General features: G+C 58.4%; 11 protein-coding genes. 8 read left to right on the top strand and 3 right to left on the bottom strand.

Going from position 1 to position 13,536, the window contains the following annotated elements; translation table 11 throughout:
• Window positions 1–115: 115 nt before the first annotated feature.
• Window positions 116–1,441, bottom strand: a complete 1,326-nt coding sequence (locus P0D96_RS32240) for an amidase (protein ID WP_408317539.1) — start codon at window positions 1,439–1,441, stop codon at window positions 116–118.
• A gap of 115 nt (window positions 1,442–1,556) precedes the next feature.
• On the opposite strand from P0D96_RS32240, the gene P0D96_RS32235 reads away from it, so the two are divergent.
• The 3 genes from P0D96_RS32235 (at window position 1,557) to P0D96_RS32225 (ending at window position 5,416) form a co-directional block, all read left to right on the top strand.
• Window positions 1,557–2,480 (top strand): LysR family transcriptional regulator, encoded by a 924-nt coding sequence (locus P0D96_RS32235; RefSeq protein WP_408317537.1) that lies wholly within the window; start codon window positions 1,557–1,559, stop codon window positions 2,478–2,480.
• A 904-nt stretch (window positions 2,481–3,384) separates the two neighbouring features.
• Window positions 3,385–3,795 (top strand): hypothetical protein, encoded by a 411-nt coding sequence (locus tag P0D96_RS32230; protein WP_408292071.1) that lies wholly within the window; start codon window positions 3,385–3,387, stop codon window positions 3,793–3,795.
• Window positions 3,796–4,684: 889 nt separating this feature from the next.
• The gene (locus tag P0D96_RS32225) at window positions 4,685–5,416 is read left to right on the top strand and encodes a hypothetical protein (RefSeq protein WP_408178725.1); all 732 of its coding nucleotides are present in this window, start codon (window positions 4,685–4,687) and stop codon (window positions 5,414–5,416) included.
• A gap of 430 nt (window positions 5,417–5,846) precedes the next feature.
• Here P0D96_RS32225 and P0D96_RS32220 read toward each other — a convergent pair whose 3' ends face one another.
• A complete protein-coding gene (locus P0D96_RS32220; protein WP_408178724.1) occupies window positions 5,847–6,479 on the bottom strand; it encodes a class I SAM-dependent methyltransferase in 633 nt (210 codons plus the stop codon).
• A gap of 450 nt (window positions 6,480–6,929) precedes the next feature.
• Here P0D96_RS32220 and P0D96_RS32215 point away from each other — a divergent pair, with 450 nt between their 5' ends.
• The 3 genes from P0D96_RS32215 (at window position 6,930) to P0D96_RS32205 (ending at window position 11,103) form a co-directional block, all read left to right on the top strand.
• Window positions 6,930–7,397, top strand: coding sequence for a histidine kinase dimerization/phospho-acceptor domain-containing protein (locus tag P0D96_RS32215; RefSeq protein WP_408292075.1), 468 nt, complete (start codon window positions 6,930–6,932; stop codon window positions 7,395–7,397).
• 1,415 nt (window positions 7,398–8,812) lie between these two features.
• Window positions 8,813–9,052 (top strand): hypothetical protein, encoded by a 240-nt coding sequence (locus P0D96_RS32210; RefSeq protein ID WP_408292079.1) that lies wholly within the window; start codon window positions 8,813–8,815, stop codon window positions 9,050–9,052.
• A 665-nt stretch (window positions 9,053–9,717) separates the two neighbouring features.
• Window positions 9,718–11,103 carry an O-antigen ligase family protein gene (locus tag P0D96_RS32205; protein ID WP_408317535.1) on the top strand — a complete coding sequence of 462 codons (1,386 nt, stop codon included), beginning with the start codon at window positions 9,718–9,720 and terminating at the stop codon, window positions 11,101–11,103.
• 201 nt (window positions 11,104–11,304) lie between these two features.
• Here the strand turns inward: P0D96_RS32205 and P0D96_RS48825 are convergent, their stop codons facing one another.
• Window positions 11,305–11,877, bottom strand: a complete 573-nt coding sequence (locus P0D96_RS48825) for a winged helix-turn-helix domain-containing protein (protein WP_494478616.1) — start codon at window positions 11,875–11,877, stop codon at window positions 11,305–11,307.
• Between P0D96_RS48825 and P0D96_RS32200 the strand changes: the two genes are divergently transcribed.
• Window positions 11,791–12,039 (top strand): hypothetical protein, encoded by a 249-nt coding sequence (locus P0D96_RS32200; protein ID WP_408178719.1) that lies wholly within the window; start codon window positions 11,791–11,793, stop codon window positions 12,037–12,039. The two genes, P0D96_RS48825 and P0D96_RS32200, sit on opposite strands and share 87 nt — an antisense overlap.
• A 632-nt stretch (window positions 12,040–12,671) precedes the next feature.
• Window positions 12,672–13,536 (top strand): LssY C-terminal domain-containing protein (locus P0D96_RS32195; protein ID WP_408317534.1); only part of this gene is annotated, 865 nt, incomplete at its 3' end.

The raw sequence follows: 13,536 nt of genomic DNA, 5'->3' as shown, positions 1-13,536 counted from the left end.
CCTCCTGGCGCTTTGACAGGGCGCCGCTTATAGGGTGATCGTCACCCGGATTTGGTTTTGTAATTGCAGTCTCGCGAAGACGGCGACGCGTCGAGCCGACTTTTGCTTTAAAAATTCATCGGATTACGCTTGAAGCCATGCGCGATTCGCTCCTTATCGTTGCGCCTTGATCTCGACGGAGGCTTTCGACCCAACTGCCCCAGCCAAGTAGTTCAGCATCTCCGTTCCACTTGCCTACCAACTGGATACCGAGTGGCAAACCATGACGGGACCGCCCAAAGGGAATATGCAGACATGGCCAGCCGAGCACCGACCAGACCACGTTGAATGCAGAGGACCCCGTAGCCGCAAGTCCCAGCGGCGCTTCACCCGGCACGCTAGGAGTGAGAATCAGATCGGCGTCGCCGAAGTGGATGTTCCATGTATCTCTTAGCGAGGACTGAACGTCCTTCATCCGACGATATTGGCTGCGTGAGATCGCACGGCCCTGCCGAACACAAGCCAGTAACACCTCACTGAGCCCGCTGCGTACTACCCTCGCGACTGACGCCAGGCTGCGTGCGAACTCGTACTGCATGATGGTTCGATGTGCTTCCACCGGCAGCGTGAATTCCCGTGGACAGGCAATCTGCGTACAGGTTGCGCCGTGATCTATCAGCGCACGTTCGGCCATCACGAGTATCTCTCTCGCGTCTGCATCCAGAGCATGCAGCGAGGTGCCGCATATCACCGCGACTCGCGGACGTCTCGCCGGCGATTGCAACACGCGCTCGTCGGACAGCAGCACGTCAGCAATGGCACCAATATCGCTGACCGACGTTCCGTACCATCCGATCACATCCAGCGATTCGCACGACACCTTCATGCCGTCTCGCGGTACAGCACCGAACGAAGGTTTGAAACCCGCCACGCCGCAGAACGCCGCGGGCCGGATGATGGAACCGCCTGTCTGCGTGCCGATAGTCACGGGTACCATGCCGACAGCAACCGCTGCAACCGAGCCGCTAGACGAGCCACCCGGCGTGCGCCGGAGGTCGTGGGGATTACGCGTCGGCCCCGGGTGTTTATAGGCAAATTCGGCCGTGACGGTCTTACCGATCGGCACTGCTCCTGCGGCACGCAACATGCCCACGCATGCAGCATCAAACTCCTCGGCGCGACGCGCGAAAAGCTGTGCGCCGTACGCGGTTGGCATGCCGGCAACATGTAGCACGTCCTTGACGCCGATAGGCACGCCGGCGAGCGGTGTTGCTGTATCTACTGCACTTGCTGCTTCAATTGTGTTCGCACGTGGTGCGATGCAAGCCCACGCACGTATTTGCGAATCCAGCGCTTCGATTGACGCCAACGATCGGTGAACAAAGTAGTCTTTCGGTCTCTCTTTTCGTCGAACCTGTCCGGCGATCTCGCGCACGCCTAGTTGTCGGATTTCACCTTCCATCTTTCAGTTCCTGGGTTATCTCGCACCACCTCTTGTGATGCTGTCCCGAAGCGGATATAACGGATTATTCATAGTCCAATTCATAATGAATAGACATTTATCGAAATCTGAATTAATGGCGGCCAGCGTCGACGCGAAACTGGTCGCGACATTCTGCGTGGTGGCCGAGGAATTGCATTTTGCGCGGGCGGCAGAGCGCCTTTTCATGAGCCAGCCGGCGCTGAGCCACCAGATCAGACGGCTCGAAGAAACGGTCGATGCGGAGTTGTTCACCCGCACCACGCGTTCGGTCCAACTGACACCGGCAGGCGTCGTGATGCTCGAGCACGCGCGGGAGCTTCTGAGGGACATGGAGCGCATGGTCCGCCGTGTCAGGCAAGCTGCGCGCGGAGAAACGGGTAGGCTATCGGTCGGGCTGACACCTACGGCAGCGTGCTCTCCGCTCGCGGAAGCACTACATCAGTACCGGCTGGCGAACCCAGGAATTGAACTGGACCTGCATGAACTGAACTCCATCGAGATGCAGAGTGCGCTGAGACTGAGAACAATCGACGTTGCGCTTATGCGGCCCACCGCAGTGGACGCAGACATGCGTGTCGAAGTGATCTATCGTGAGCCGATGTATGTGGCGATGCGATCTGATCACCCGTTGACGACAAAATCCAGTGTCGATCCGGCAGAGCTTGGTAGCTATCCACTCGTCGGATACCGAGCCGATGCCTCGCCCTACTTCCGGAATCTCATTCACTCGGCCTTCTCGATTGCCCGCGTAGTCCCTTCGTTTCTCCAGGATAGCGTATTGCCGACGTTACTAACGTTAGTCGAAGCAGGTGTCGGCCTTGGCGTCGTGCCGGAGTCGGTTATCAGCGCGCGCGGCGGCAATCTGGTCTATCGTAAGTTGCCCAAGCGCGAAGAATTGACCGCAAAGATCGTGGTGACTGAATGCCAAGCGCAGCCGAATCCCGCCGCACGACCATTCATCCTTTCCATTGCAAATCCAACACCACAAACCGATACCAAGGAAGAGCACACGAGTTGAATAATCTGGCGTTGTGACGACCTCAACGAGTCTCCGGTATCGTGGACGGCCGAGCTGGGCCTTACGTGTGCCTCCGTCGACGGGCTCAGGTCCACCTCGCGCTACATCGAGTCCACTCTCCACACACCCATAGCTAGTTACCCCGATGAAAACCACCGCTCTAAGTTGGTCTTCGGCCGCTCGCGCCCCCTTTGTCGAGCGTCCCTTGATGGCCGATTGTCGTTTGAGGAACGCAAGCAAACCAGGACTGCATAGTAGTCGGCTGATGGTCTAAGCGGGGGCGCTACAGATCTGCTATAGCAATGGTAATCACCTCAACTCAGCTTGTAGGCAATGTATGCGAGTAAGGCTATCGCCACCCATAGAAGGCGCTTGATCCTTTGCTGGTTGTTGAGAACTACCGCCTGTAGCATGAGGGTAGCAGCGACGTCTCCCTGGTCACGCACGCGGCCCGTAGTCCCTGCTTCACCGTGTATCGCCAGTTATGATTAGGCACGTCCAACTCAGGGCGTAGCCCATCGTTCTCCGTGTTGTTAGATGCGGTCTTCGCTGCCTGCACCACGGCCTTCTCACCATAGGTGCCCTTCTTCAAGGTCTCCGCAAACACCATTTCCTGATGCTGCTTCGCCGCCTGTATCCACAAACTGGCGGTCGTATTCATCCATTGTTCATTCAAAGCCCGTCGGCAGGATGTCGCTGAGCATCACGAGAGCCTCCTCATCGGCGCCGGCGGGCATGTGATAAAGGCTCGAGTCGCCTCGAAAACTGGACTTAAGCTTTCGTTGCTTTCGCCGATAAAAAGATCGGGACGGCGATTCACTGTCGTTCTGGAAGGATCGCGCGCATCGTGGCGCGCGCCGGCCTTGAACCACGTCACGAAATACTAGAACTGAGAGGAAGAATCATGCGTCTGTCTGCGAAATCTGCTGTTGCCCTGCTTCTTTTGAGCGCCGCCGCCACAGCGAACGCAGGACATTTCACCTGGAATCTGACCAACCGTGCCAATGGGTACGGCGACGACGAAGTAAAAGCTCTCATTGCCGACGGTATCTCGGGCTCGAACGAAACCGCATCGCTCGGGAAGGACTATACGCTCGACATTTTCGTGTCTGGCGGCAGCGGAACCGACCGCACTGCCACACCCGGCTTGATCATTGTTCAAAAGGTCAAGCCGCTCAAATACGGGGAGATTGTCTATTGCACGAAGTTCGACTACGGGACGTACTCCCGCACCGAGCTCGGTGAACATTTGCGTGATTTGATGCGGGTGATGCCTAGTTACTCGGTCTCCAGCCCCGAGTGCCGTTCCAGCTAATAACGTTGGGCTAGCGACGCCGGATCAATGGCATCGCGCGAAAATCTGAGCGACTTTGACACGTAGCCGCTCCATCATCGGTGTCTGGCGGACAATCGGTTTCTCCATCGTCCGGCCAGCCCGCTCACCCCCGCTTATCTCCACCGAAATGCGCCGAAGGCGCGCAGCCAGCACGTCCTCGAAGGGTCAACCTGCGTTCGATACCGAGGTCACCCGTTCGGCAAGACAAAGGTGGTTGGCACCACGATCATCATGGTTCTTAAAGCCTGGCATGTATAGCCGCACCGCGCCGCGAAAGACGCTGCGCTCGCGACTATCCACGCCGCCATTGCGGCCCGCAAATCTCATCGACATTGGGCAAGGGATCAATCAGTACGACACCCAATGCTCGCGCCGGAGGCGAAAAGAACTTCGGAAAATTCCAGGCAAGGGCTCTGTTCGACCCGAGGCGGTCCATAGAAGCATCGTATCGGGAAGGGCGGGTCTCGAGGTCAAACGGTCATCCGCGTGTGGCGAAACGCCGGCAAGCTCTCGGCGATGGGTCCAACCGGCGCCGGGTACGCTTCACAGGGGGCTGCGCTTCTCCACGTTCAGATAACCGTGACGGTGGGGGCGGCGCCATGCACTTACGGGCGGGTAGAGGCCACCTAGAATTATCCGTGGCGGCGCAGCGGGTCAAGGGCCAACACATAGTTGAAGTTGTACATGGCGAAGCGCCTTCCATCGTTTCCACCGCGCCTCCCGCGCGGGCCGGGCAGGCTGACGCAGGCCACCAGGGCGATGTGCGCCGCCCTGCCCGTTCCGCGTCACTTTTGCCACATACCGTCGATGCACGGTTAACGATTTCTTCATGTTCTGTCGATGGCACAGGCTCGCGCTTCTGACCACCATGAATCAGGTTAACGTGAGCGGCGCGGTGCGCCGCCGCTGGAAAGCCTCTGCCCGACGCTTTGTGCCTGTGCACGCGCCTCGACATCACGCGCACGCCAGCGAAGCGGCCGCGGTCGATGACAAGGAGATGAACATGATAAGCAAGCATTTAAGCATTTTGTCCGCAATCGCCGCTGCACTCCTCTCGCTCAGTGCCGCCGCGCAGGCCGGCGACCGCGGCGACCACGGCGACCACGGCGGCCTTTGCTCGAACGCAACGCTAAAGGGACCGTTTGAGTTTATCGGTCACGGAGAGATACTTGGATTGAAAGCTGCCGATGGTACGTTGCATCCGTACGCCGCCCCGTCGATCCTCGATGACGTCGCCCTAGTGACGTTCGACGGCAGGGGCACTTTTCAACGCACCGACTTCGGCATGATTGGCGGGTTGCCGAAAGGGGGGCAGACGACCTTCAATCCGAACCAGATGGGCACCTACACGGTGAACTCCGATTGCACCGGCACCATGAAAATCGTCTATACCGCCGGCGGAGCCGTGCCAGCCGGCGTCGAAACTGATTTGAACATCGTCGTCGCTGCCGACGGGACGCTCGTCGAATCCGTTGTCTACAGGGCCGTCACGGTGTCAGGCGTGAGCGGGGACGGCAACGTAAGGTGTCCACCGGATTGCGAGCAAGGTGTGCAAGAAAGTTTTGAAGGGAAAAAGGTCCTGGTCTACGGCTTCCGTTAGTCGAGTCCCGGATGGACTCGCGCTCGCTCAGGCGCTTGCTATGAGTGGCGCTGAGCCCGACCTTGGGCGCAGGTTTCCGGTCCTTTGATTCCCGCGCCTTCTGCGTGACGATTGGGTCACTTCCCCGACCTATCGCGATACGGAGGGCGCCGGCGCCCCTGATGCTGGCGGACACCCACGCCACCAACATGATCATGGCTGCCCAAGGTTGGCGGAGCGTCGATCACATGATCGCGAGCGTAAGACCGTTGTTTGGGGGCGCAGCGGATGTTCGAACGTCCGCGAGAAGGTCAGGTTGAATGTCCCTGACTGGCCGTTTCTCTGTGCGATGGACAGTGCTGCAAATCGGCTGCTTTGCGCTGCATCAAAGCGGCTTGAACGCAAGCATCTGCCAAGCCCAACACGGGCATACTTGACAGCACCTGGCGTTTCAGGCGACCGGCTTGAGCCACACGCTGGCTAGCCACGGCTGCCGCTCACGCGGCAAGCCGGCGGGCCGGTAATAGTGCTCAATTTCGACGAATCCCGCGCCCGCCATATATCGGCGCCATGCGTCGAGATCATGGAAGACGCCGTAGCGGCCGTTGCTCCAGCCTTCCTGATTCGTGCCGCGCGGGTTGGAGCTGAACAGCACGCCGCCGAGCTTCAGTGTCGCGTGCAATTGCCGCAACACGCGCGGCAACACCTGACTCGGGACATGGAACAGTGCGGCGTTGGCGAAAATGCCGTCAAAGTGCGCAGTCGGCAAATCGAGGTGCAGGAAATCCTGCTGCCAGACGTCGCAGCCAGTCGTGTCACGCGCCATTGCAACGAAGCGCTCGGCGCCATCGAGGCCGATCGCGCAATGGCCGAGTGTAGTGAAGGCCTTGAGATCTCGCCCCGGCCCGCAGCCGAAATCCAGGATCGTAAGAGGGGGCTCGACTTCGATATGGTGCAGCAGCGCCGCGATGTTCTGCGTGACGTCGTGGTCGTACGTGCCGTCGCGGAAATCTTCCGCGTGCGCATCGTAGTGCTGCAACGTGACGGCACTGATTTTATCGAGGTCGCGGGGGTCGAGTTCCATGCAGGAAGTATATCTCGGGGCATTTCCCGCACGACTACGTCGTACCTCCGGTGTCATCGGTCCGTGGTCGGTTGGCGTGCCGATCAGGATGAACAACGCGATTCCGTGTGCGCAACTGATTCCTCTTGGGTTTCCGAGGAACGCGCACGGTATCAGGCGAACGGCTGGAGATGGGCCGTACCTTGCCCCTCGTCATGCGATCGACCCGTGCGTGCCACGAGCGGCAGCACGCGACCCTTGACGGACGAACGTCGCCTCGGCCACGGACGGCTGCTTCCGAGGTTCAACGGCCATTTGACCCGCCAGTTCGGAGAGTGCTCGGCGAATTCGGCCGTTCGAGCCTTTTCGAAAGTGGTCTTTTTAGCGGATGCTTTCGACAAGTTATGGATTCGAAAGTAGCTTGCAAGGGCGATGTTCTATACCGTGGTTAAACGCCAACGGAGCAATAAGATGGGCAAGTTCAGCGATTACGAGTACAGGAAACAACCCGGGTTCGATATGAATACCTTCAAGGGCGCGAACCAGTCCATCCCGATGAAGACAGTTGTGATCCACTGCTTTGACCCTCGGGCGGTCGAGATTCCACAGGCCGTCGCCGAGTATTTTGGTGACGAGGTCTGCCCGGGAGATGAAACCGTGCTTAGTAATGCGATTGCTCACGAAGTCACGCAGCCGTTGACGGCGATGATGGCCAATGCCGCTGCGGGCTTGCGCTGGCTTGATGGCGCGACGCCCGATCTCGATGAGGCGAAGACAGCGTTTAACCAGATCGTTGCTGCCGGCCAGCGCGTGGCAGCGGTAATCGAAAGAGTTCAGGCAATCCTCAGGAAGGGCGATCTGAACACGACCGCGTTCAACACCAACGAGCTCGTCCGGGAAACCATAAAGTTCCTGGAAGATTCACTGCATCGCGCGTGAGAAGAGTGACGGCTTTGGAACAGAAAGCAGTGAAAATTTGCTGGGCAGATTCTTGATGACCCTGGACACACTGCAAGTACATCGGGAGAATATAGCCACGCCATTGCTCGTCCTGAGGCGGTCTCCTCTTTGAGTTTGCAAACGCCGCTCGTTGGGTGAGTGTCTCTTATAAAATCGATTGCTGTCATCCGATCTATCGTTGCGAACGTCACCTGTTGGGCCGACTACCGCCAGATAGCCAGTAACGTCACCGGGCGGTCGATCGCTATTGTGCAAGGCCCCGAGAGGGGATAAGACCGCGAGACATTGCCACTGACCGCGATGCTTTTTCTCCGTATCGATATGCCGCTGGTCATCGCCGGCATAAAGACAGATGCTCGTTGTCTTGCTGTCTTGCTGCCCTCACGCAGAGTGAAAAGCTGCCATCCGGACTAACTACCGTTCCGATGCAATATCCGCGGCAGCTTCGCGTCAGTTAAGCCTTCGCGGCACCGCTCACATAAAACGACGTCTCGGCCGCGCGTTTGTGGGAATTCTTTGCCCGGCCGCAAGTTCGGTCTCGCTAAACGCGACCCGTTGATGACGAAAAGGTAAAGAAATGAAAGTGCAACCCTCGGCTGTAATCGTCGTGCTATTCCTGCTCATCGCGGCCGGCGCTGCCGACTCTCAGGAAATGCAACCGTCAGACGTCGCTAGCCACTTATCCAGTCAGCAGCCAATAAATTCATCACAGCGGGCGATGCCGATGGACGGCGACGGTACGTGGAACGATGGAGCCCAACCGGGCGGACGAAATGGTTACGGCAAAACCCGAGACGGTCAACCGTGCGTGGTGGGCCTGTCGTGCGATATCTATCAGGGTAGTTAACCTGGACGGCTGTGTCGCGATAAGCGGACTCGATATCTGAAACGACCGATACGATCGATGAACAGATGCTGAGTGGGGTCGAGAGTGTGCGGGCACTGATCGAGGAAGCTGCCGTCCGGCTGCTCGACACCGCCGTTAGCGGCAATCCGCCACATAGCTGACGCAGAACCGAGCCCGCTCCGACGTCAGCTATCGCCGTAGGAAGGAGCGTTCGTTCTCGACAAGCGGTTGGCCGGTTACCGGGGCGGACGCTACCGCTGAACCCAGCAAGTCGTGCAAATTGCTGGCGGCGGGTCAAACTCGCCTTTCAGCCATTTGTCGAGTCGGATCTTCATTTAATTTTCCATGGTTTCGATCAGTTGTGGTTCTGCTTTGCGCCTGCTGCGCTCCCTTTCAGCGAGGTGCGCACTTTTGCACAAGAGTCAGCCGTGTGTAATGGAATTCGGCACTTCAATGCAGAGGGTTGAGCCCCCATGCTAGGCTTCCCGCAGTCCTCGCCGTGTAGGTTGTCGAGGAACCTGCGTTTCGTTCTGTGTCTGGAGGGTTTGTGGCTTTTGAACATCGTGGTTTTCGCGTGACCGCCGATGCTGCGGCGGATGAGCTTGGCGTTCAGTGGGTATGCCATGCCGTGATTGAACGTACCGACGGGGATAAGGCCAAAGGCACGCCCCCGGCAATCGAAATGGTCATTCCAAGGGCCAAAATCGACCCACTGATGGCACTCAGTGCGCTTGAGCATCGGGCTCGAACCGAGATAGATGATTGGCATGAAAGAGGGCATGCGTAGGTGTATTTCTTTCACCAGGCGAGCCACCTTTCCGCTTCTGAGCGAAGACTGCGAACGCCACCGCCTATATCCACGAGTTAGCGTCCCGTCGGAACCAGCGCGAGGCATTGAAGGTGTTCCAGAGAGTCCGATCACTATCAATGGGGCTGACTGACGCCCCTCCGAAGGATCGTTGCTGGCATTTTCGGAAAGCCGATAGGCGCGCATATCGACGGTCTCAACGTAGTCTGCGCGCCAACATTCGCTAAGCCAGTTCTTCCCGGTGGCGGAACGTGACTGGACCGGGTCCCACGACGAACTTCCGTAGGCGACCCACTTCTGCCATCGAATGCTTCACAAGGGAACAGTAGCTTCTGAGGACCAACGGTCATCCGTGAGTCCACGGGCGCCGCCGCCCCACCACCAATCTCGTATTTGACAAAGTTCTCCGCGAAGTCCGCTGATGTCGAATAGAAGCGGAAATCTCTGCCCGGCGTTAGGCGCCCTCCGTCCCCGCCACCAGTGCGGCGCCATCGCTAGTGCCGGCATTAATTCCCTTCGTTGCCCTTTCGCATCTGGCCCTTGACTAGCGCGCAATCTCGTGCTCCGGTCGCAGACCGGCCGAGGACGTTTGGCGTACAATCCGCCCGACTCTAATTTCTTACCAATCTTGAATAGAAAATGAGATGAATGACCTGAGATTTCAGTCTCGGATCGGGGAAACGCTGTCCGTGGGTTGCGCCATACTGATTTTCGTGGCGATGTTCGACCACGTGATGGCCATCAAATATGTAGATCTCGGGATGCTGGTCGTGCTTGGCGCGTGGTGTGCCGGCAGATCGTTGCTCAAGGACTCGCATACGCGCCCCCTCCTGCTGCCGCTCGGCCTCTGGGCAATCTGGACACTAATGTCAGCAAGCTGGTCAGCCGACCCCGCCATTAGCGCACACGCGTGGTTCGACGAAGTCGGCTATCCGCTCACAGGCTTCTACGTGTTCTGGCTGACCGGACAGCAACCCCGCCACGTGCGGCGCCTGCAGATGGCCCTATGGTTTGCGTGCCTGATTCTTGCGGGCATCAGCGTCGCGTATTTCCACTTGCTCGATCCGGCCCTGCCGAAATCTGGTCTGCTGCACTTTTATCCCCGCGTTGGACACACCAGCACCCTGGCGCTGATGGCGATACCCACACTCGGCGTCATGGCCGCAAATGCCGATACACGGATCCGCGGACTTATTGGCATCCTTTTCTGCGTCATCATCGGTGGTGCCACACTGAACCGCTTCTTCTGGGTCGCGCTTGCCGCGGTCGTGGTGATATTGCAATGGCCGCATACGCCGAATGACCGCAAGCGTGCAGCGTGCATACTCAGTGCACTTTTTGTTTCCATCTTGATCGCTGCGGGCTTTAGTAACAAGCTACGTCTCGCCACGGTTGCAAGCAACGCGACGCGATCGGAGACGGTGACTACGCCCGCGACGATGGCCAAGCCCTATATCGGTATGACGCTGGCATCGCTGCATACTGAAGACCCCGCGGCGCGCCTGGCCGACGCCGATCCGCACCATCACGTTGGACTAATGTCCAGGTTTCCGGCGCTACGCGCAGCGGACCGTGTCATCACCGCCGACACCCGGCCGCAAATCTGGAGCTTCTATAGCAGTCAGGTGCTGAAACACCCCTGGATAGGTATCGGCTTCGGCAAACCGCTGCCGTCAATTGCCTACGGGAGCCTGATCCCCTCCACCCTCGTCGAACTGGATGAGAACGTGCGGACTCACGCGCACAACCTGTTTCTGAATACGCTGCTGCAGGTCGGGGTTGTCGGCCTAGCGCTCGAAATCATTGTTTTTGCGTCACTCGCTTACCGTTTTTACGTGGCGCGCAAGACACACCCACTCCTCTATCGTGCAGGTTTGGCTCTCATCATCGGCATGATCACGAAGAACCTCACCGATGATTTCATGTGGGAATCGACCATGCTGATGTTCTGGTGCAGTTGTGGCTGGCTCATGGGCCTGTCGGGTGCGCAGACAAATGCGAACTGTGCCAGCCAACTGAAAAACTACTGACGCGGTTTGTGAAAAAAACGGGCGGTGTCCTTCCATCTCGACCCGTTGCCGTCATTCGAATCGCCGGCATGGCAACGACCGCTCTCGAAGTCCACCGCAGTTCGGTCATGGTTGGTGGCCTGCGGCTTCTCCGCCTTTGCCACGGAGAGCGGCATTGGTGAGGCAGCTACAAAGAGGCTCGCGCCAAAAAGTGCTGCAAGCTCACGACCGGCTTGCGTGTTGCCTGAGGGGGAGAATGCCCAATCCAGGGCTGAGCAAACGTTGTCGAGAAGGAGACAAATTTTCTCCATGGACTCGCGAACGGGCCTCGTTAGTCCAGTTGCCATGAATAGCGCAAAACACTTTGAACAGGTACCGAGCTCGCCTCCACTCCGTCGCGTTTCGTTCTCCATTGGCCTCGAGGCGTTGCAATGCGTAGCATCGGGTGGTCTCCAACAGACTGTACTCGACATGCCCTTGTTCGAGATGTGCGGCGACGAGAGACTTCGCGATCAACGCGCAGATGGCCTCCGTTACGTCGTGAACTGAGAGGTCCTCCGATGCAGCGACAGCTTGAGCATCCTTGAGGGTAAAGGCACCTCGAAGGACACCAAGCCGGCTGAGCACTTTTCGTTCGGTTTCCGAAAGAAGGTTAAAGCTCCAGTCAAATGAAGCCTCGAGTGTTTGATGATGTGGCAGGGCCGTCCTATGCCCACCTCCCAATATCCGAATAGACTCGTCGACTTTTTCGGCGAGGACTTCTATTCCAAGAATCGCCGCGCGGGCGGCCGCCACCTCAATGGCGAGCGGAACGCCGTAAAGGCGCTTACACACGCGCCCAGCGAGCGGGGCAGGAAGCTCAAGAGCGGCACGTTCAAGAATGCGAACCGTGCCCTTGCGGCGCTCGCGAACGTTTACCTGTCGCGCAAGCGATTAATGGTCGAGGTATGCCCATAACGGGCGAAAAGCGGGCTATGCGCCCGCGCGTGAGGCCCGCAAGGGCCAAAAAATAGTGGCACAAGCACGATTTGCGAACTACCAATCGTCGGAACGTCGCGAATTCAGTGCCTTGTTCAGCGTTGCCTTAGACCGACGAGTGTCCGCTACATCCTTTCGATGGTTCGGATACAAGCCCTGAGGGCGACGACGCAACTACGCTATATGAAGTGCGTCCGTGACCGGTCCAGAGTCTCACGCGCGACTGCATTCTAAGGACCAGCTGATACAACGAGCAGCATTCTGAGCGGCGTGTTCTTGAATTCAGTTCCCGCCAGTCCCCCACTGGATAAGCAGACAGATGTCTTCTACGAAACTCGTAACGCACAGACCCTCGATCTCATGGCTCACGTGGTACGGGTACATCGGTAGGAAGAACTTCACGGTGTGTCACGCCGGGCAGGACGTCGTTCATGCGCGAAGCGCCGCGCTTGTCGATTTTTAACGATGGCGCACTGTAGCCCGCACACTATAATTCCACACGCATATCGGAGACAGTTACATGGAAAGCAGCCTGAAATTGCCGTAACGATCAGCTCAGACTAGCCTACTAACAGGAGCGCGGCCCGGGCTCGCGGCAAAGGGGTGACGCAATGGACCGCATTGTGAATCGACTGTTGGCTGCGGTTGTCATCGCCGTCGTGTTGTGCAGTTGCGTCATTACGCTACCGGATGCCGGCGGACTAACCTATGAGAGCCGCGCCGTGACTCGCACCGAAGGAGGGCTCCGGGTTTCCGCTTCAGTGCTTTCTGCTGAAGAAAGCGCGGCGGTTTACGGCGTGCCGCTCGCGAAAAAGGGGATTCAGCCGGTATGGATCGAGGTTCAGAACGACGAAACGGTCAGCTATTTCCTGATGTCGCCTGGCCTCGACCCAAATTTCTTTCCGGCTTCCGAAGCGGCCGAGGCGTTTGACGGCAACAATCCGCCCGGCGGGAAAGACGAAATCGACAGTCGCTTCCGTGGGCTCGCCTTCCGCAACCCTGTGCTGCCAGGGCAGACCGTATCGGGGTATGTGCTGACCAACCTTAGCGAGGGCGCGAAGCTCGTCCAATTGGACCTCGTTGCGAGCGCGCAGGCAAAGACATTCTCGTTCCTCATAGTGGTGCCCGGCTTCTACGCCGATTACCATGTCAGCGCAGTCTTTCGGCGTGAGGTCTATCCGCCTGAAAGGATTGTCGACTACACGGACGATGAGGCTTTCCGCGTCGCACTCGAAGCGCTTCCCTGTTGCGCGACCAATGAGGACGGTTCGAAGAACGGCGATCCACTCAATCTCGTCATAGTGGGAGGCCTCGACGACGCGTTTCCCGCACTGGTCCGACGAGGCTGGAGTCCAACCGAACAAAAATGGTCCGGCGCAATCATGAAGATGATTACCTCCGCGCTTTCCGGCGAGCGTTACGTCAACGCACCTGTCAGCGATCTTTATCTGTTTGGCCGGGCGCAGGACCTCGCTC

This window comes from Paraburkholderia sp. RL17-347-BIC-D, assembly GCF_046027915.1.
In the GTDB taxonomy this organism is placed as follows: Bacteria; Pseudomonadota; Gammaproteobacteria; order Burkholderiales; family Burkholderiaceae; genus Paraburkholderia.
Note: the sequence above shows the minus strand (reverse complement) of the source record. Positions and strands in the feature narration are given on the sequence as shown.